Annotated in this window: 13 protein-coding genes; 4 read left to right on the top strand and 9 right to left on the bottom strand. The window is 69.7% G+C overall.

The genetic code is table 11. The annotated features are described in order from the left end of the window. Nucleotides 1–9 precede the first annotated feature (9 nt). The 7 genes from HUN58_RS02775 to HUN58_RS02805 form a co-directional block, all read right to left on the bottom strand. Complete coding sequence (locus tag HUN58_RS02775; RefSeq protein WP_208745393.1) at nucleotides 10–486, bottom strand: hypothetical protein; 477 nt, start codon at nucleotides 484–486, stop codon at nucleotides 10–12. Between the two features lie 393 nt (nucleotides 487–879). Then, nucleotides 880–1,236: a hypothetical protein gene (locus HUN58_RS02780; protein ID WP_208745394.1), complete on the bottom strand. Its 357-nt coding sequence runs from the start codon at nucleotides 1,234–1,236 to the stop codon at nucleotides 880–882. A 1,260-nt stretch (nucleotides 1,237–2,496) separates the two neighbouring features. Continuing rightward, nucleotides 2,497–2,985: a hypothetical protein gene (locus HUN58_RS02785; RefSeq protein ID WP_208745395.1), complete on the bottom strand. Its 489-nt coding sequence runs from the start codon at nucleotides 2,983–2,985 to the stop codon at nucleotides 2,497–2,499. A 250-nt stretch (nucleotides 2,986–3,235) separates the two neighbouring features. Beyond that, the gene (locus HUN58_RS02790) at nucleotides 3,236–3,619 is read right to left on the bottom strand and encodes a hypothetical protein (protein ID WP_147281492.1); all 384 of its coding nucleotides are present in this window, start codon (nucleotides 3,617–3,619) and stop codon (nucleotides 3,236–3,238) included. Next, nucleotides 3,613–10,440 carry a PA14 domain-containing protein gene (locus HUN58_RS02795; RefSeq protein ID WP_208745396.1) on the bottom strand — a complete coding sequence of 2,276 codons (6,828 nt, stop codon included), beginning with the start codon at nucleotides 10,438–10,440 and terminating at the stop codon, nucleotides 3,613–3,615. Before HUN58_RS02795 ends, HUN58_RS02790 begins: the two co-directional genes overlap by 7 nt. A gap of 282 nt (nucleotides 10,441–10,722) precedes the next feature. Next, on the bottom strand, nucleotides 10,723–11,823 hold the full coding sequence (locus tag HUN58_RS02800) for an esterase family protein (protein ID WP_147281493.1): 1,101 nt from the start codon (nucleotides 11,821–11,823) through the stop codon (nucleotides 10,723–10,725). 72 nt (nucleotides 11,824–11,895) lie between these two features. Further along, nucleotides 11,896–13,047: a LacI family DNA-binding transcriptional regulator gene (locus HUN58_RS02805; protein WP_114851255.1), complete on the bottom strand. Its 1,152-nt coding sequence runs from the start codon at nucleotides 13,045–13,047 to the stop codon at nucleotides 11,896–11,898. An 84-nt stretch (nucleotides 13,048–13,131) separates the two neighbouring features. On the opposite strand from HUN58_RS02805, the gene HUN58_RS02810 reads away from it, so the two are divergent. The 4 genes from HUN58_RS02810 to HUN58_RS02825 all read left to right on the top strand — a co-directional run bounded on the left by HUN58_RS02810 (nucleotide 13,132) and on the right by HUN58_RS02825 (nucleotide 17,299). Beyond that, nucleotides 13,132–14,538 (top strand): MFS transporter, encoded by a 1,407-nt coding sequence (locus tag HUN58_RS02810; protein WP_254631607.1) that lies wholly within the window; start codon nucleotides 13,132–13,134, stop codon nucleotides 14,536–14,538. A 9-nt stretch (nucleotides 14,539–14,547) separates the two neighbouring features. Continuing rightward, nucleotides 14,548–15,243, top strand: a complete 696-nt coding sequence (nucS, locus tag HUN58_RS02815) for an endonuclease NucS (protein WP_180225883.1) — start codon at nucleotides 14,548–14,550, stop codon at nucleotides 15,241–15,243. Nucleotides 15,244–15,386: 143 nt separating this feature from the next. Then, nucleotides 15,387–16,052, top strand: coding sequence for an HAD hydrolase-like protein (locus HUN58_RS02820; RefSeq protein WP_180225884.1), 666 nt, complete (start codon nucleotides 15,387–15,389; stop codon nucleotides 16,050–16,052). Then, complete coding sequence (locus HUN58_RS02825) at nucleotides 16,049–17,299, top strand: CynX/NimT family MFS transporter (protein WP_180225885.1); 1,251 nt, start codon at nucleotides 16,049–16,051, stop codon at nucleotides 17,297–17,299. The genes HUN58_RS02820 and HUN58_RS02825 overlap by 4 nt, the downstream gene beginning before the upstream one ends. A 114-nt stretch (nucleotides 17,300–17,413) precedes the next feature. Here the strand turns inward: HUN58_RS02825 and HUN58_RS02830 are convergent, their stop codons facing one another. Beyond that, on the bottom strand, nucleotides 17,414–18,247 hold the full coding sequence (locus HUN58_RS02830; protein WP_175325550.1) for an SDR family oxidoreductase: 834 nt from the start codon (nucleotides 18,245–18,247) through the stop codon (nucleotides 17,414–17,416). Nucleotides 18,248–18,285: 38 nt separating this feature from the next. Further along, entirely contained in the window at nucleotides 18,286–18,915 is a 630-nt protein-coding gene (locus tag HUN58_RS02835) for a nucleoside/nucleotide kinase family protein (protein ID WP_114851259.1), read from the bottom strand. Nucleotides 18,916–18,926 lie beyond the last annotated feature (11 nt).

Below are 18,926 nucleotides of genomic sequence, written 5' to 3' on the forward strand. Positions count from 1 at the left end.
GGCTGCCCGTCAGTCGAACGTCGGCGTGGTCGCCGAGCACCGCACCGGCTCGCCCGGCGCACTCGAGGTGTCGGAGGCGATCTCGCGCCCGCCGTCGAGCAGGATCCGGCAGGTGGCGGTCGCCCCGGCGGCGGGCGTCGCCCGGACCGAGGCCCGGTCCTCCGCGAGCACGACGAGCTCCCGAGTCCAACGCGACCCGTCGTCCGACGCCTTCCGGGTCCTCCGGTCGCCGAGGTCGACCTTGCGGGGCGCGTCCCCGCGGCCGTCGGCGCCCTCGACGTGGACGTCCGCGAGCGTCGCGCCGACGGGCTGGTCGACGGTGACCTCGTACGTCACGGCCCACGCGTCGCCCAGCTGCTGGTGGACGACGCTGCAGCCGGTCAGGAGCCCGATGGAGGCGGCTGCGGCGACGAGGGCGGTGGAACGACGGACGGTGGTGCGCGTGCTGGTGCTGGTGCTGGTGCTGGTGCTGGTGCTGGTGCTCATGCTCCGAGCCTGTCCGGTCGGCGCCCGGGGATCGTCCGCCCGCGGTCTCGACGGGGTCGGCCGACGGGACGACCGTCGGTCATCCCCGCGACGGGTCCGCTTCATCGGCGGCCGAGGGGACCCTCGATGGTGCGGAGGGCGCATCCTGGTCATCCACGAGCGGAGCGGGCGGTCGTCGCGGAGACCGACGGCATCGGGGGAGCAATCATCGAGAGCACTGGGCGCGACAGGCTTCTTGACCACCTGCGAGCAGCACCCCCGGAAGTGTGATCCAACGTGGTACTCAGCCCCAAGGGGATGATTCCGGCCGCGGGCCGAGGAATCAAGGCCTTGCGCTTCTCAACTCCCGGAAAACATCCGGCATAAGATACATCCTTGGCGAAACTCGGCGCGCTATCTTCGTCTTTCTGGTTCGCCTGGACCGCGATCCTGTTCGATCGAGCGGCAGAGCCGGTCGACGGCGTCCCGTCCGTCGGGCACGTTGAACACACTGGTGCTGTGCGCCACCGGCACGGTGAGCACGCACTGCCGGAACACGAGTTCGACCGCAGCGACGCGGTTCGCCGCGTGGCGCACCGAGGTCGCCCGCGGCATGAGGTCCTCGCCGTGCGACTCGACGACGAGGACCGGGCGGGATCCGCCGCGCCACAGCGAGGTCCGATCGGGCTCGAACAGGAGCGTCGCGGTGTACAAGCGCCGCAGCTCGTCCTCGAGCCGGAGTCGCCGCCGCACCTCGGGCGTCACGATCACGTGCACCAACGCTGCCCCAGGATGCGCCTCCCGGAGGCGCCGTCCCCGCCGCCGCGCGACAGCGGAGAGGAGACCGAGCAACACCACGGCGACGGGCGCGCCGAACACGACGGCGAGGGAGACCGCCGCATCGATCGGGTCCGTGGCGAGATCGCGTAGCTCGCTGAGGACGAGGACCGGGAATCCGACGGCGGCCGCCACGACCCCGCGCCGAACGGGGCGAACGCTCCTGGACGCTGCTCGTCGCCGGCAGTCACCCGCACTCCTCCCGTTGCACAGTGCCGAACTCACATGAGTTGGCAGAGTCCTCAGCGCTATCAACGCACATCTTGTCGAACGCGGTGCTCGCGGCGCGCAGAACCATTGTTCACAAACCTACGCGAACGCTCTCCTTTTCCCTGCGCGTTGTAGCATTCCTAAGCACGCTCTTGGTAGCACTGCGGATAGTGACCTGCCGACCGCATGATCACTGTACTCACGGCATCCGCTTCGGGGGGCTGAAGTGCTTCCTCAGATACTTGAGAAATCGCCGGTCCTTGCGAGGAAGACTGGCGCGTATCCGCTCGTCCATGTCGGCGAGCCACTTGTACGCCCGTTCTATGTCATTCGCCTCTACGGACCAACGAAGAGGGAGATCTCTCCGCATGATCTGAAGGACGTCTGCGCTGCCATCCGCCTGAGGAGAATGCTCAGCAGGGAGCAAGATCGGGGCCCCGTTGTCGAGCGATATAGGCAGGTCTACCGCGATCACGCGATAGTGTTCCGGATCCGCATCCCCACACATGGAATCGACGGCTTCAACGACCACCCAGTGGCCCCGAAAGGGGCCACTTTCGTCCTGTGCGACAACAACGCCGTCAGGCCACTCACTCAGCATCGACGAACTCGCGAAGCTACTCAAAAAAATCTCCGAGTCCCGTGCATCACGTGCACGTTGCGCATCTGGGCACCCTGTCCATAACCATTCCTCCCTGACATGATGTTCGATTTCCACACACCGGCGTGCTTAACAGGCGCCCTGTATGCCAAGTGGCCGGAGCGCGAAACCCGATACCACCCCCTTCCATTCTTCAGTGGCAATTTCGAAGTGCCTCGACCCAACGCTGCCCTCATGCCAATCCGCGTCCCCATAGCTCAGCGCTGCGGCGTCCACGACGACCTCAACAACTCCGCAGACCAGGCCTTCTCGGCCGGTCGCCCGGCACAGACGAACCCCGCCAACCTCGACCCTCACTGGTCTCTCGGGCTTGATCCTGGTCGTCACGCATGCGCGGCACCCTCCAGCCAAGCAGAGATCTCCCTTGTCTGCTGTGCGGCACGGGTTGGGCCGCACAACGTCCCCAATGGACGGCGCAAGCGGACTGACCCCTCGTCATCCCTGATGCCGAAAGCCATCACCTTGAGGAATCGGCCACTTCCGTCGAGGTTCCCGGCGTTCAAGAAGCCTTCGTAACTCACGACCCGGTAACTCGTTATCGCAGCACGATTCCATCGTGATGTACGGAACCAGCTCCGAACAACAAGGACCTGCCCGTTGATGTAGATACCCATGAACAGGCTCCTCATCAGGAAATACCCCATGGCGGACACCACAACACCGAGGATCATCCCGGCCGGAAGAGTGCGCGGCACCGCGGTGCCACTGAGGAGATTCAGAAGGATGACGGACAACGTAGTTGAGTAGAGCGGCAACGCAATCCATCGGGCGGTGTTGCCTGAGTGAGCGACGCGTCGCATTACCTTCTCCATCGGTTCAACTCGTTCGAACTGTCGCCCGGTGTGCTTGAGGCGGGGCCACTGCCGGTACGTCAGAGGGACGCTTCGGAGTCTTTACAAGGTTGCAGCTCGGGATTCCGTCGTCTCTCGTGGATGCGGGACCAGGTCGAGGCGCCGATCCGTCGACAACGCCCTCCCCTTCCCGCCCCGTCACAGCCTCACCGGGCTGCCCCTCGAATGCTGCGATGAATGTTTCAGTTTCGCGAAACAGCATGGTGGGACCTTATTGGAAAACGAAAGAAAGGACAATCAGGATACCGATCAACGCCACACTCCCATAGATCAGATAGATCACCCCTTGATCCGTAGGATTTATCAATCCAAGTACGTAATCGTAGAGCCTTCCTGACCTCGTGATCGCAGCCGAATGCTTGCCTTGTGATGCCCCCGCCTCTTCACGCGACGTGTTACTGCGGCGAGCGTTGACAACCACTCCGTTACCAATAAACAGGACCAGCGACATGAGACCCAGAATAATCACTATAGATAGCATGATCTTCGAGTCAGTTACCCTCTCGATGCCGACCATTGCGACAATGCCGGCATCAGTCGCAGCAACTATCCAGCCGATTACCTCGAGTCGAGATACCGGAACCTTCTTCACCATTTTCTCCTTGCCGCACGCTGGGTTGCGTGTGCCCTGCGAATGAGCGCAGATGTTCCCAACCAAGTTTTGGTGCGCGCCGACGAACGAGTCGCCCTAATTCCGAACGCGCCGCGAACATTTCGAAGTTTCAACGCACGGGCAACCTTCGCATTTGCCACTCCCTTGAATGCTGCACCTGCACCTTCGACTGCCCCAAGCGCGATGTGCCTTCCAATTGGGTCTCTGTGGTGGTTCACGCGCCAATTCAACGCCCCCAGCCCTGCTCCAAGCGCCGCACCGAGTGCGATGCAACTGAACGGGTTCGTGCAGGCGACGGCGAGCACTAGGCCTATAGCGATCGTGCGAACAGTTGAGTTATCAAGTGCTCGCTTCCCCCATTTCAGGGCATCCTTGCCGAACTGCTTCCAAGAGTACTGTCCGCTCAGATCGAATGCGTTGATTGGGTCGTTGACGTACGCGTAGGCGTTGTCGGTGCCGCCCTCCACAGGGTCGACCTGCAGGAACCGCCCCAGCGCAGCGACGTACTGCCGTGCCCCCATTTCGATCGTGGCAATGGACCCGAGGTGTTCGGTGAGTTTCTGGTGCTGCCCGAGCCAGCCGTAGTCCGCGTTGCCTTGCTGCGTGTCCGGCCCGGACTGGTTGGCCGGCACGGTCCCGAACAGTCCGGTGGTCGGGTCCATAACCTGACCGAACGGTTCGTACACCGGCAGTGTCGTGCCTGCGAGCTGCCCGGCGGCATCAGCCGTGGCGATGATGTCGCCGTGGATGTTCGGGTACGACCACACGGCGCTCGTCCCGCGGAGCTCGACCGTGACGCCACCCGCGAGCGGAAGGTCCCACTCGGTCAGCTTCGATGAGCCGTCGTAGACGAAGTCCGGGGTGTCGCCGTCACCGGTGAATCCGTACCGGGTCACCGTCTTCGTTCCGTCCGCTGCCTGTTCGGTGCGCTGCACAATGCGGTTCGCCGCGTCACGCACGTACGTGACCTTCGACCCGTCGTCGAGGACGGTCTGCACATGCCGGTCTTGCCCGTCGTACACGAGCGTCTCGTCCGCCAGGGTGGTCGTGTTCCCGTGCGCGTCGTACACCAGCTGCGAAGCCGTCAGCGACTGGTTCACCGGCGTTGCTCCGGCAACCGGGTTCGTCACCGTCGTCCCGAGCAACCGGTCCGCTGCGTCGTAGCAGGACGCGACCTGCGCCGCCGCGCCTACCGGGTTCCCGGAAGCGTCGAGGAGCTGATCCGACGAAGACGTCCGGTTCCCGTTCTTCCCCGCCGCAGCGACCGCACCCGCCTGCGCGCACGCGGCCTGACCGAACCCGTACGTCATCTGGTGCCTGGGGATGGCCGCAGCCACGAGCCGTCCGGCCGTGTCGTAGGAGTACGTCGACGTGTTCGAGGTTCCACCGAGCGTAGTGGTGTCCTGGAGGACGTCACCGGACTGAGACCGGACGACCTGGTCGGTGAGCTGCGGCTGGTTGTTCGGGAACGACCACGCCAATCCGGTCAGCTGCCCAGCGCCGTCCTTGGTCACCGTCGCGGACGTGCCGTTGCCGGCGTTGCCGTCCCCGGACGGGTACGAGACCGACGTGACGTCACCCTGCTGATACGTGGGTACGGCGACGACCTTGCCGTCAGCGGTGAACTGCGTCACCTTCGAGTCGATGTCGTACGACTGCCCCGTCGAGTGCTGCACACCGTCCGCCGTCACCGCCAGCGTCGAGGTGACGCGGCCCGCCTGGTCGTAGGACGTGGTCGTCGTCGTGCCCCACACGTCGACGTACTTCGTGACCTGGCCGAGGAGGTTCGACACGGTGGTGATCTTGGACCCGTTCGGGGACCCGGCGACGCTGTCGTCGGTCACCACGGTGGTCAGACCGTCCGCTGAGAACGACGTCGTCTCGGTGGTTCCGGGCTGACCGCTGAACGCCGAAGTGGTGTCCTTCACCACGCGTCCACGGGCGTCGTAGACGGTGCAGGACCAGTCGTCGTCCCCGGACTGCTTGGTGCCCGCGGTACGACCCCAGATGTCGTAGAGGTACGAGGTCGTGACCGCGCTCCCGGTCGCCGGGGTGGCTCCGGTGGTGGTCTTCAGCTGTCCGTACTGCGGCGTCGACACGTCCACGCCGCAGATCTGCCCGTCCGTGGTGCCGTACGCGGCCTTGATCGTTTCCGTGTCACCGAAGTACGCGTTCGTCGAAGCTGCAGCTGCCTGGGCCGGCAGGGTGCGCGTGAGCTGGCGGAGGTAGCCGGAGTTCTGGGGCTCGTAGCTCGCCGTCTCCTTCAACGCGAGTCCTGACGGGTCGGTGATCGTTGCGGTGGACATCCCGAGCCACGGCTTGTCGAACACCGTCGCGGACGTGGAACCACTGATCTGCGGTGCCGAGATGGCAGCGACACCGGTCGGCGCCTGATCGTCCGTCTTCGACGTCGTGGCCAGGCCGTAGTCGGGCGTCAACGCGGTTCCCGGGATCACCGTCGTGGTGCCGCCGTTGATCTTCCACTCGAGCGCCAGGGATGCGTCGACGGTGACCTCGCGGTACTGCAGACGGATCTTGACCGACTGCCCTCTCGAGAGGGTCACCTTCTGGTTTGCTGCGGTCTCCGTCGCGGAGTGGGGGCCCCAGTCGTCGATGAGCGGTACGTCGTCAACCCAGAGCTGGGCGCCGTCGTCGGACTTGGTCAGGAACGTGTAGTCCGCCTTCGCCGGGTACGCGCTGGTGTCCGGGATCGTGATCAGCCCGGTCAGGCGGACGGAGAAGTTGTCGGTCGTGAAGCCGGCGCCGGCTGCTGCCGGGCTGCCCTTGGCCCAGGTCTGGTTGATCGAGCCGTCACTGTTCCCGACACCGAGCCCGTAGGACTTGGGCGCTCCCGCGAGGCGGTCGTTGTCGTACCAGGTCGCGTTCAGACCGCGGAGCGGATTACCGCTCGCGTCCTGGTCGTATCCGGTGCTGGAGTGCGCAGTGGTCGGGCGGCATGCGTCGGTGGGCTGTTGGTCGTCCGGGAAGCACGACGCCGGCGCGGGCCCGTAGCTGTCGGTCGGACGGTCCTGCTGGTTGTAGATCGTCGTCGTCTTCCGACCCTGCGGGTCGGTGGAGGAGATCACCTTGTCCGGCTCGGCCCACTTCTGCGACGCCGTCAGCCCGGACGGGCTCGTGGTGGTCAGCTGCCGCCACGCGGCGTCGTAGGTCACGGTGGTCGCGTGGGTGCCGCTCGGCAGTCCCAGCGCGGGCACGTCGACGAAGGACGTTCCGGTTCCGTACGTGTAGGTCTTCGCCGGTCGGGAGGCGCTGGTCACCCCGTCCGGGGCGGGCAGCGTCACGGAGGTGGCCTTCCCGTCCTGGTAGGTGATGGTCGTGGCCGTGTTCTGGTCGATGGCGCGGCTGCTGTCGGCAGCCAGCCAGTCGTTCGCGGTCGCGTCACGCAGGAGCGTCAGCTTGCCGGCGTCGTAGCCGAAGTCGGTCTGCTCGTTGCCGGGGTCGAGGATCCGCGACAGGTTGCCGTTGGTGTCGTAGAAGAGCTGCGTGGTGTCCTGCTTCCCGGCGGCGTGGTCCGGGTAGACGATGCGGCAGAGCATGTTCGCCGGCACCTGGCCGAAACCGGTCGGGACAGGGCACGCCAGTCCGCTGGAGTCGGTGTCGGCGGCGCTCAGGCCGACGTCGGTGGCCTTGTCACCGGCGTAGGCGAAGCGGATCTGACGGCCGTAGGAGCCGTCGGACTTCTTCGACAGCGGGTCCGTGAGCCGGTCGATCATCCCGGTGCCGCCGCGGTAGGTCGAGAACGGCGTCGCCCGCTTGATCGCGTCCCCGGCACTCGTGACGGTGGACACGCGGCCGGAGGCGTTGAAGACGGTGACGGTGCCGTCGTCGTCGGTGAAGGTGACCTGCCCGGACTGGTCGAGCGCGACCTGGCCGTACTCACCCGCCGGCGGCTTGTACCCGGTGGCCGAGCCCGACCCACCGGTCCGGGTGTAGGTGTGCGCTGTCCCGGTCGTGTCGGTCAGCACCACCGTGTTGTCGGCGACGCGAACGCTCGCCCAGTCACCGGCATCGCCCTCGAGCGCCGTCGACGACGACCACCCTGCGGGCATCGATTCGACCTGACGGGAGAACCAGTCCGACAGGACGGGCTTCGGCTTGCCGTCAGGACCGAGGTAGGAGAGCGCGACGCTCGCGCCGCCGGTGTGGTCGAAGTACTCGAGCTGGAACGGGACCGCCTTCGTGCCGGGCGCGATCGCGGACGATGTGTCCTCCGCATTCGACACGGACCACTTGTCGAGGATCTTCGTGTTGTTGACCCAGAGGCGTGCGCCGTCGTCGTGCGCGACGGAGAAGGTCAGCTTCCCGCTGGCATCGAGGACACTGGACGGGACGGTCATGTACCCGGTCCACCGGACCAGGAAGTCGTCCTTCGGGACGGACGGAGCCGGGGAGCCCTGCCCCCAGTTGAACGTCGGCGACGGGTCGTTCCGCACGAGCACGGGCGTCTTGCCCGTGAACGAGTAGTCCGGTGCTGCGCCGGATGCGGGGGTGTCGTCGAAGTACGACCCGGTCAGCCCACCGAACGAAGCCTGCTGCGAGTTGTAGCTGAACGCCATCCCCATGGCGCCGCCCAGGGTCGACACGGTCGGTGAGGAGAACCGCATGCCGACGTTGCCGTTGGCGAGGTTCACCGTCACCGGGCCAGCGGTGTCCGTCGGCGCGGGGCCTGCCTCGCCGATGCGCTGGTTCACGGTGAAGCTGCTCACCCAGTTGACCGGAGGCTTGTCGTAGGTGTCGTCCGTTCGGACGGTCCAAGAGTACGCGCCACCATCGTGCAGGCTGTTCGCCGGCACCTTCCAGGTGATCGGCTGACCGGCCGTCGGGGTGAACCAACCGGAGGACACCACGGTGCCCGAGCTCGCATCCGATCCGGTCGCGACCGTGAAGTTGACCTTGAACGGATCGACCTCGGCGTCCGAGATCGCCGGGACCGTCAGCTCGGGAGTGAGGGTCGTCGAGACGGTGTCGTCGGTCGGTGATGATCCCGCCTGACTGGACACCGGCGCGTTGTTGGTGGTGAAGGAGAACACCGACGACTCGGACCTCGTCGACGTGCCGTGCACGCCGTTGTAGCCGTCGCGGATGAAGCCCTTCCAGTAGTACTTCGTACCCGGCTTCAAGGTCCCCCACGGGACCTGGACGGTCTGCGCACCCCAGCCCGAGTCCCACACCGTGCCGACGTCGGGGTTGCTGTTCGTGCTGACGTGGTACGCGTAGTCCAAACCCGTCTTCTCGGGGTCAGTTCCCGAGATCGCGAGCTTCGGAGCCAGCGGCCCCCGTTTGCCGTTCGCGGGCGAGGGTGCGATCGATCCACCAGCCGTCGGCAGATCCTTGTAGTCGACGATCAGCGCAGCATCGATGGTCTTGTAGGTGTACGCACCCGGCGTCTCCTGACCGCGCAGCATGAAGTACACGCCCTTGGTCTGCGAGCGGACCCACGAGGCGACCGAGTCTGCGACCCCGCTGTCGCCCGCCGATCCGGCATCGCTGATCGGCCAGACACTCATCTGCTGCCCCACACCGCCGTAGCCGAAGCTCGTCGCCTGGCTGACAGACCCGGCGTACGACGTCGTCGTCCCAGCGTCGTGCAGGTAGCCGTCGACGCGTGCGTTGATGATCTGCTTGCCGAAGAACTGCTCGTAGTTGAAGTGCGCGACCGTCCGCCAGTACTTGTCGCCGCCGTCCCGGGCATTCCCGATACGGATGACGCCGTCGGTGATCGAAGCGCCGTCCGACTTGTACGCGTGCTGGTCGTTCGACCAGGACGTGGCCGACGTCGGGTCGACGTGCACCGGGAACACCCGTGCCGGGTCCTCCAACCACGTCCGGCTCGGGGCCATCGTGATCGTCCAGCCGTCACCGTCCTCCGCCAGCGTCGTCGCGACAGCGGTCGATGCCGGCTCACGCACGTTCTCGACGCCGGACGAGTCCCACATCTGCGGCTGCGGAACCGCGAACTCGACCGTTCCCGAGTCCGACCGGAACACCATCGTGCCGTCGTCCTCCGTGGTGGCTGCGAGGCCCTTGCCGCGCACGTGCCACGTCCACGAGTCCCGCGCCTTCGTCGGCAGCTCCGCCAGGACGAGCTCCTCCTTCACGGTCCCGTTCGTCACCGTGTAGTGCAGGTCCGTGTCCGGGAAGACGTCACGGTAGGTGACCTCGTCACCCGCGCCGCCCTTGTTCGTGTGCGACAGCGAGCTGTCCGCCGCGTCCTCGAGCGAGTACGCGAGCGTGAACCCGTCGTGGTGCATCGTCAGGACGTCCGAGCCCGACGCGTTGTCCGCGAACACCGGGTCCAGTGGGTGGTCGTCGACGACACCGGTCCCCGCCGACGTCACGTCCACGTCCGTGTTCACCGGGACCCACTTGCCCCGGTCGTCCTTGATGTTCTGCGGGACCTGCGAGATGACCGCGGTCTTCGAACCGTCGGTGTTCTCGTAGGTGTCCTTGAACGTCGATCGCCCGACGAGCTTCGACGTGTCCGGATCGAACGGCGAATCCGGCGCAGCAGGCTGCAGGTCGCCGCCGAGTGCTTTCGTCCGGTCGTCCGCGGTCGCCGTGGGCGCCTGGTCGTAGGCGATCTTCGGAGCGTCGACGACCCCGTCCGGGACAGTCGGCGTCGGAGCGGGGACCGCGTCCGAGGTCACCGCCGGCAACGAGGTCACCGGCCGGTCGTCGACCTCCGCCGCCTGCGCCGGCACCGCGACCAGGACCTCAGCGACCAACGCGATCGTGGTGATCACCGATGCGAGCACTCCGGCCCGCGCGACTCGTCCCCTCATGGGACTCCCCTACTGCTCCGACCGGCCCAGGACCGGTCACCTCCGCTCCCCCACGGGAGCACGGAGACTGAGCGTAAGGACAGTCGCGCTCAGCTGATCCATCGGTTCTGCCCCCCGTTCGGGGACGGTGGAACGACCGGGGTACGCCGAAGCCGCACCGCGCCGTGCGGACAAACAGCAGAACCGCGAGCACTACCACCGCGGTACCGGTTTCGGGGTACGACCGCAGACTGAAGCTCCACTCAGACTGCGCTGCTCGTGCGCGCAGTCCCGGCGCCGGGGTCACGGACCGGGGGCCAGCCCGATCCTCGGTACGAGCCACGCCATCCCCGCCGCGATCGCCGCCCGCGCAGCGAGCCAGTTGTGCTTCACGCCGGGGACCACCCACGTGGTGACGTGCATGCCCGCAGCTGCGGCGTGCGCGGCGACGACGGGCATCGCGGGCCCGTACCGCCCGTCGAGCTGCGCCGCGGTGAAGAACGCCGAGCTGTCGCGGTACGGACCGTGTGCGGCGAGCAGGGCCTCCGGCTGGGCCGCGCGGTACGCGGCGGCGTCGCCGGAGAAGCCGCGGGCGATCGACTCCCCGGGGCTGCCGAGCGTCGGGCCGAGCTCCCCGGACACGTCGATGATGTTGCCGAAGCGCCCGGGGTCGCCGGCGCCGAGCTGGATCGCGCACGTGCCGCCCTGCGAGAACCCGCCGATCGTCCACGCGGACGCCCCCGTCTGGACGCGGAGGTGCGACGTGATCCACGCCGGGACGTCCTGCTCCAGGTACGTGCGGCTGTTGCCGAGCGGGCCGTCGACGCACATCGGGTTGCCGGAGTCCGGGCCGAGCTGGTCCGGCACGACGACGATCGGCGCGAGCCCGGCGTGCAGCGCTGCGACCGCGTCCATCGTCTCGGTGAGGTGCCCGCCCGTCTCCAGGTCCTCGGGGCCGGAGCCGCGGGACTGACCGGGGAGCAGGACCACCACCGGGAGCGCCGGCGGGTCCGGCACCAGGGCGGCGGGCGGCAACCAGAGCAGCCCGGGCCGGGCGGTGAAGTGCGACCGCGTCGCCGGGATGGTCACGTGCAGGAGACGCCCGGCGGTCGGCAGGTCCGTCCGCGGGGCCCAGGTGTGCGCCAGGTCCAGGGTCGCCGGGCCCTGTGACGCCGACGGGTGCTCGGCGAGGGGGATGCCGTCGGACCCCGCCGGGTCGGGGAGGACGGTCGGTGTGGGCGTGACGGCCGGAGTGGGCGTGGCCGTCACCGTGACCGCGGCGGTGGGGTCGGCCGACGCCCGGCTCCACCAGGTCGCGCCGACCCCGACGTTCACGACGGTCAGGGCCAGGACCACGACGAGCACGGTCCAGACCGTCCTGCCGGGGCGTCGAGCGTGCTGCACGGCGCTGAGCGTACGGGCCGTCACCCGACGGCACGGCCGACATCGTGCCCGCGGTGCTGAGGGATTCCCCAGTCAGCTCCGAGCGGGGCCGGCCGTGTCGCCGATCCGCAGCTCGGACCGGAACGCCGCCGGACGCGGCTCGCCGCCCTCGAGCATCGCGAGCGCGGCCCGGGCCGCGGCACGGCCCTTCTGCTCGAAGGGCTGCACGAGCGTGGTGAGCTGCCGGATCGGCGAGCGGTGGAGCAGGCTGTCGTCGACCGTGATGCCGTCGAAGCCGACGACGCTGACGTCCTCCGGCACACGGAGTCCGGCGTCGAGTGCGGCCGAGATCACCCCGACGGCGAGCAGGTCGCTCTGCGCCACCACCGCGGTCGGGATCGCGGCCCCGGAGGCTGCGCCGGCGAACAGGGACTGCCCGGCGATGCGGCCCTCCTCGACCGAGCTGCCGGCGGCCTCCACCGCGGGGGCGTCCCCGTACACGCCGCGGACCCCACGGAGCCGCTCGAGCGTGGTGTGGGCGACGCCCTCGGCCTCGCGGGCGGGGTCGACGAGCCCGCGACGGCGGCTCCCGTCGAGGGGCAGCGTCACGATGGTCACGGCGGTGTGCCCGAGGTCGCGGAGGAACGCGGCGGCTCGGCGCGAGGCCTCGCGGTTGTCGAGGTGGATCGGGACCGCACCCTCGATCTCGTCCGCCTCGATCGCCACGACCGGGATCTGCCGGCGACGGAGCACGGCGACGGCGGGGTCGATCCGGACGTTGCAACCGACCAGGACCACGGCGTCCATCGGCGCGTCGACGATCGGGCCGGTGCCGCGTTCGTCGTCGAGCGGGCTCCGGACGAGCAGCAGCGACGCCCCCGCCTCGCCGGCGACCTCGGCGATGCCGTCCAGGGTCAGGACGTTCACGGGATCGCGGAACGCGTCGCTCAGGCGCTCGTCCATCACGACGCCGATCACCCCGGACCGACCGCGGCGCAGCGAGCGCGCCCGCGGGTCCGGTCCGCCGTAGCCGAGCTCGGCGGCCGCGGCGAGCACGCGGGCCTTCGCGTCCTCGGAGACCGGTCCGGCACCGCTGAAGGCGAGCGACGCCGTGGACGGGGCGACCCCGGCCGCGCGGGCGACGGCGGCGAGGGTCGGGCGGGGCCCACGGCTCGCCCCACCGTCGGCGCCGGTCCGGGACGCTCCGGTCCCGGTCGCGCCGGGTCCTGTTGCCGGTTCGTCCATCGCCCGTTAGCGTAGTCACCGAACAGGGTCGAATCGATTCGACACCACCGCGACACGCACCAGCACCGACCCGGAAAGCCCGACATGACGACGACGTCCGCCCGCACCGCCCCGACCACCCGCGTCTGGATCGTCGCGGTCTTCGTGGCCTTCACGCTGTCGGGCCTGGCGATCGCGACCTGGCTCGGCCGCATCCCGAGCGTCCGCGACTCCCTCGGCGCGACGACCCTCGAGATGGGCCTGCTCGTCCTCGGCATGGCGGTGGGCTCGATCGGCGGCCTGACGTTCGCCGGGCACATCGTGTCGAAGCTCGGTGCGCGCCGCGGGGTCCAAGTGGCCTCGGTCTGCCTGGCCGTCGGGCTGACCTTCGCCGGCTTCGCGGTCACGTACGGGTGGGGCTTCGCCGCCATCTGGGTCGGTCTCATCGCGTTCGGCTTCGGCAACGGCCTGGTCGACGTGTCCATGAACGTGTCCGGTGCCGCCGCCGAGAAGGCCGGCGGGCGGACGATCATGCCGCTCTTCCACGCGGCGTTCAGCGTCGGCACGCTCGCCGGCGCCGGGCTCGGGGCGTTGACCGAGGCGCTCGAGGTGCCCGTCGTGCTGCACTTCGCCGTCCTCGGCATCGTCACGTGCGTGGTCATGCTCGCGGCCGCGTCGCGCTTCGGCGACGAGCACCGGTTCGAGGAGCACACGTCGACCGCGACGAGCCCGACCCCCGTGCAGCTCACCCGCTGGCAGGTCTGGGCACAGCCGTCGACCCTGCTGATCGGCGTGATCGTGCTCGGCATGGCGCTGGCCGAGGGGTCCGCGAACGACTGGCTGCCGCTCGCGATGATCGACGGCCACGGCCTCGACAACGCCGCGGGCTCCGCCGTGCTGACTGTGTTCCTCGCCGCGATGACCGCAGGGCGCATCGCCGGCAGCCCGCTCATCGACCGCTTCGGCCGCGTGCCCGTGCTCCGCGTGAGCGCCGCCGTCGCCGTGGTCGGTCTCGGGCTGCTCATCTTCGTCGACGTCATCCCGATCGCGATCGTCGGGGTCGTGCTCTGGGGCCTCGGCGCGAGCCTCGGGTTCCCGATGGGCATGTCCGCCGCGGCCGACGACCCACGCTCGGCCGCGCTCAAGGTCAGCGCCGTGGCGACGATCGGGTACGTGGCGTTCCTCGCCGGTCCGCCGCTCATCGGGTTCCTCGGCGAGCACATCGGCCTGCTCGGTGCGCTGCTCGTGGTCTTCGTGTTCATCATCGGCGCGGGCCTGGCGTCCGGGGCAGCACGCGAGACGGGCACCGCGGCCGAGACGCTGCGCCGCCGACGTGCGCAGTCGGCCGGGCGTGACCGCACGACGGGCCGCAGCGGGGACGACGGGGACGACCCGCGCCTCCAGGCCGGAACGCCCACCCCCGGAACGGAAGCCCGCACGCTTACCCCCGCGACGGAAGCCGCCGCACCGACCGCCGACCGGGCGGAGAGCGCGACGCGCGACCACCGTTAGGATCGCCGGGTGCGTCTCGTCATCGCCCGCTGCTCCGTCGACTACGCCGGACGCCTGTCGGCCCACCTGCCGCTCGCGACCCGTCTGCTCATGCTCAAGGCGGACGGCTCGCTGCTCGTCCACTCGGACGGCGGCAGCTACAAGCCGCTCAACTGGATGAGCCCGCCGTGCTCGATCGAGATCGGCGAGCCGGACGAGGAGCAGGCCTCCGCCGGCATCACCCATGTGTGGACGGTGACGCAGAAGAAGACGCAGGACAAGCTGATCGTCAGCCTGTACGAGGTCCTCGCGGACGAGTCGCACGACCTGGGCGTCGACCCCGGGCTCGTGAAGGACGGGGTCGAGGCGCACCTGCAGCAGCTCCTCGCGGAGCAGATCGAACTGCTCGGCGACGGCCACACGCTCGTCCGCCGCGAGTACATGACCGCGATCGGACCGGTGGACATCCTGGCCCGTGACGACGCGGGCGCGAGCGTGGCCGTCGAGATGAAGCGCAACGCGAACATCGACGCGGTCGAGCAGCTCACCCGGTACCTCGAGCTCATGAACCGCGACCCGCTGCTGCGGCCGGTGCAGGGCGTCCTGGCGGCGCAGACGGTGGCACCGCAGGCGCGCACCCTCGCCGAGGACCGCGGGATCCGCGTCCTCGTGCTCGACTACGACGCGATGCGCGGCATCGAGGGCGGGCACACGCGCCTGTTCTGAGCGGAGCGACCGGGCGCCGCGGCCCACGTCCGTCATCGGGACGGCTCGCGCCCGTCGTCGGGACGGCTGCCGTCCGTCGTCGGTGCGGGCACCGGCCTGGAGGCACGGGTCGCCCCCGACACGCCGACTAGGCTGGGCAGGACATGACGCGCCCCTTCACCGCCATCCTGTTCGACCTCGACGGCACCATCAGCGACTCCGCTCCGGGGATCCTCGAGAGCATGACGCACACCTTCCGCACGGTCGGCGTGCCCGTCCCGGACCACGAGACGCTCATGTCGTTCGTCGGCCCGCCGATCATGGACACCTTCAAGACGGCGATGGGGATGGACGAGGCGCAGGCGGAGCACACGCTCGCCGTCTACCGCGAGCACTACCTGTCGCACGGGGCGCTCGACTCGGCGATGTTCCCCGGCATCGACGTCGTGCTGCGGACCCTGCACCAGGCCGGACTGCCGATCTCGACGGCCACGAGCAAGCCCGAGACCCCGGCGACGTACATCCTCGAGCACTACGGGCTCACCGGGGACATCGACGTCATCACGGGCGCGAGCGACGACGAGGTCCGGAGCGCCAAGGCCGACGTCGTCGCCGAGGCCCTCCGCCGCCTGGACGCCCGCGGCTTCGACGTGAGCCGGCCCGTCCTCGTCGGCGACCGCCTGCACGACGTCGAGGGTGCCGCGGCGAACGGCGTCCCCGTGGTCTTCGCCGAGTGGGGCTACGGCTCCCCGGCCGAGGCCACGGGCACCGTCGCACGGGCCGCCACCCCGCTCGACCTGCTGCCGATCCTGCTGCCGGACGCCGCGTGACGACCGCGGCCCGTCGGGGGCTCCGCGGCGCGGCCTGGGTGCTGCCCGCCGCGATCGTGCTGATCGCACTGAACTTCCGCGGGCTGATCGTCGCCCCCGCGCCGGTGATCGGCGACGTCCGTGTCGACCTCGGGCTGACCGCGACGGTCGCCGGCCTGCTGACGACCATCCCCGTCCTGTGCTTCTCGCTCGCGACGCCGTTCGCCAGCTGGGTGATCGCCAAGGCCGACCCCGAGCGCGCGGTGTCCCTGTCGCTCGTGATCGTCCTCGCGGGCACGGTGCTCCGCTCGGTGCCCTCGGCGACGGCGCTGCTCGTCGGCACGGCGGTGATCGGCATCGGCATCACGATCGGCAACGTCGTTGTGCCCGTCGTCATCCGGCGGGACACCTCCCCGGAGCGCGTCGGCCTGGTCACGGGCGTGTACACGTCGGCGCTCAACGTCGGGTCGATGATCACGTCGCTCGGCACCGCACCGATCGCCGCCGCCTGGGGCTGGCCGGTCGCCATCGCGGTGTGGGCCGTGTTCGCGGTGGTCGCCGCCGCGGGGTGGACGTACGCCGTCGGCACCCGCGCGGCCTGGCTCCGACCGGAGCGCACCGAGCCGGTGCCCGCGACCGGGCCCGTCGAGCTGCTCACCGAGACGGGGTCGATCCGCACGGTGTCGACGAGCGGCGCTCCGACCGTCCGACCCGCTCGACGGCTGATCACCTGGGGGCTGACGCTCGCCTTCGGTGGACAGGCGTTCTCGTACTACGCGCTGACCGCGTGGATCCCGACGCTCCTGCACGACGAGATCGGGTTCTCGGCGGAGTCGTCCGGCGCGAGCTCGTCGGTGTTCCAGATCCTCGCGGTCGTCGGGGCACTCGGGGTCCCGGTGCTCGCGACGCGCTGGCGGCCGCGGGCGATCGTCGCCCTCGTCGGCACGCTCTGGCTCGCGATGCCGCTCGGGCTGCTGTTCGCGCCGCAGCTCTGGCTGCTCTGGTCGGTCCTCGGCGGGGCGGCGCAGGGCGGCGGCATCACCGTGATCTTCATCATCATCGTGCGGATCGTCACGAGCGACGACGACGCCCGCCGGATGTCCGCGTTCGTGCAGGGCGGCGGCTACCTGATCGGCTCGGCCGGGCCGCTCGTCGCCGGGAGCCTGCACGGTGCGACCGGGGACTGGACGGCGCCGCTCCTCGTCGTGCTGGTGGCGGTGCTGACCCTCGGGGTGATCGGCACCCTCGCCGCCCGTCGCGTGACCTGACCCGCGCCGGACGGGAGCCGTCGCGCCGGACGCACCACGTGCCTCCCGGCCGACCTGACGCGTCCATGGAGCAGCAACTGTCGGGTCGGAACCGCAGCCGCGCCCGGGACCGCGTCAGCGCGCCTCGAGCACCTCGCGCAGCGTCATCGGCCGCCGGCCGGTGACCCGCTCGACGTCCCCGGAGACCGGCGCGAGCACACCCTCCGCGATCGCCGTGTACGTGCTCACCCACGCGTCCGCCTGCCACGGCTCCGGCTGCCACTTCGCCCGCGACGCGTACGCCTCGTCCAGGGTCTCCTCGTGGTAGCTGACCGGGCGTCCGCGGACCTCGGAGACGATCGCCGCGGCCTCGGCCAGGGTGATCGCGACCGGCCCGGTCAGGTCGTAGGTGCGGTCGAGGTGCGCCGACGGGTGCAGCAGCACCTCGGTCGCGACTCGGGCGACGTCCGCGCGCGCCACCGCCGCCATCGCACCGTCGCCGGCCGGACCGCGGATCACGCCGTCCTCGCCGACCAGGTCCTCGACGAAGTCCAGGTAGAACGAGTCGCGCAGGAACGTGTGCGCCATCGAGGTCGCGCGGATCGCCTGCTCCGTGGCCCAGTGGTCGCGACCCAGGGTGAAGGTCGCGTCGGCCGCGGCACCGGCGAACGACGTGTAGACGACGTGCTGCACGCCCGCCGTCGCGGCCGCGCCGACGAAGGCGCGGTGCTGGGCGAGCCGGTCCTCGGCCTCGGCGCCGGACACCATGAGCAGCAGGTCGACGCCCTCGAGGGCCCGGCGCGACGCGTCGACGTCCGCGAAGGACGCGACGGCGACCTCGGCGCCGGGCAGCTCCGGTGCGCGCGACGGGTCGCGGACGAGCATCCGGAACGGCGTGCCCGCCGCGGCGAGCGCGCGGGCGACCGCGCCCCCGATGTTGCCGGTGGCCCCGGTGATGGCGATGGTCATGGTCGCTCCCGTCGTGTCGGTGGTCGTGGGTGCCGGACTCAGGTCCGCACCGTCCTGGAGGCGCGTGGCAGCGTCGCCGCGACCCTCGCGGCGTTCACGCCGTCGACCTCGAGCGCCCAGGCGCGGGCTGCCGCGCGGTCGCGTCCGTGCCGCACGTGTCGTCCGACGAGGCGGTCGACGCGGACGTCGTCGTCGACGACGACCGCCCAGGTCTCGGTGAGCAGGGTCCGCAGCGCGGTCCACGGTGCCTGGTCGTCGAGCAGGTAGTTGCCCTCGGTGACGACGAGCCGGGTGGCGCGCGGGACGGCGATGCTGCCGGCGACCGGCTCGTCGACGCGGCGGTCGAAGTCCGGCGCCCAGACGACGTCCTCGTCGGCGGCGACGAGTCGGCGCACCAGGGCGACGTAGCCGTGCGCGTCGAAGGTGTCGATCGCGCCCTTGCGGTCGTGCCGGCCGAGGGCGTCGAGCGCGGCGTTCGCCAGGTGGAAGCCGTCCATCGGCACCTGCACGGCGGTGCCCGGGCCGTGCGCGGCGTCGACGGCCGAGACGACCCGGCGGGCGAGCGTCGACTTGCCGGCTCCGGGGGCGCCGACGATCCCGAGGACGACCCGGCCGGGTGCGGCGGCGAGCGTCACGGCGTGGGCGACGGCGGCGTCGGGGTTCGTCACGTGGTCATCAT

It is taken from the genome of Curtobacterium sp. Csp1 (assembly GCF_013347185.1).